Origin of the sequence: Pseudomonas sp. SIMBA_067, from assembly GCF_046534675.1 — a bacterium.
Classification (GTDB): Bacteria; Pseudomonadota; Gammaproteobacteria; order Pseudomonadales; family Pseudomonadaceae; genus Aquipseudomonas; species Aquipseudomonas putida.
The window spans coordinates 1-1029 of the sequence record NZ_JAWRYH010000035.1; the positions used below are offsets into that span (position 1 = coordinate 1).

The 1029-nt window shown below is 46.6% G+C and carries 1 protein-coding gene and 1 pseudogene; one reads left to right on the forward strand and one right to left on the reverse strand.

The window, feature by feature from the left end; translation table 11 throughout:
• A pseudogene (locus SB765_RS27920) lies at positions 1–168 on the forward strand (APH(3') family aminoglycoside O-phosphotransferase); the annotation flags it as partial.
• Positions 169–889: 721 nt separating this feature from the next.
• Here SB765_RS27920 and sso7d read toward each other — a convergent pair.
• The coding region (gene sso7d, locus SB765_RS27925) for a chromatin protein Sso7d (RefSeq protein ID WP_410932265.1) at positions 890–1029 on the reverse strand (140 nt) is incomplete at its 5' end.

Consider the following 1029-nt stretch of genomic DNA (forward strand, 5'->3'; position numbering starts at 1 on the left):
GTTGGACGAGTCGGAATCGCAGACCGATACCAGGATCTTGCCATCCTATGGAACTGCCTCGGTGAGTTTTCTCCTTCATTACAGAAACGGCTTTTTCAAAAATATGGTATTGATAATCCTGATATGAATAAATTGCAGTTTCATTTGATGCTCGATGAGTTTTTCTAAGAATTAATTCATGAGCGGATACATATTTGAATGTATTTAGAAAAATAAACAAATAGGGGTTCCGCGCACATTTCCCCGAAAAGTGCCACCTAAATTGTAAGCGTTAATATTTTGTTAAAATTCGCGTTAAATTTTTGTTAAATCAGCTCATTTTTTAACCAATAGGCCGAAATCGGCAAAATCCCTTATAAATCAAAAGAATAGACCGAGATAGGGTTGAGTGTTGTTCCAGTTTGGAACAAGAGTCCACTATTAAAGAACGTGGACTCCAACGTCAAAGGGCGAAAAACCGTCTATCAGGGCGATGGCCCACTACGTGAACCATCACCCTAATCAAGTTTTTTGGGGTCGAGGTGCCGTAAAGCACTAAATCGGAACCCTAAAGGGAGCCCCCGATTTAGAGCTTGACGGGGAAAGCCGGCGAACGTGGCGAGAAAGGAAGGGAAGAAAGCGAAAGGAGCGGGCGCTAGGGCGCTGGCAAGTGTAGCGGTCACGCTGCGCGTAACCACCACACCCGCCGCGCTTAATGCGCCGCTACAGGGCGCGTCCCATTCGCCAATCCGGATATAGTTCCTCCTTTCAGCAAAAAACCCCTCAAGACCCGTTTAGAGGCCCCAAGGGGTTATGCTAGTTATTGCTCAGCGGTGGCAGCAGCCAACTCAGCTTCCTTTCGGGCTTTGTTAGCAGCCGGATCTCAGTGGTGGTGGTGGTGGTGCTCGAGTCATTTTTTCTGTTTTTCCAGCATCTGCAGCAGTTCTTTCGGCGCGTCTTTTTCAGAAACCGCACCACGACCGGTTTTACCACCACCTTCGTCGTAGGTGAAAGAGATCATTTTACCAACACGCCAAACTTTTTTGATTT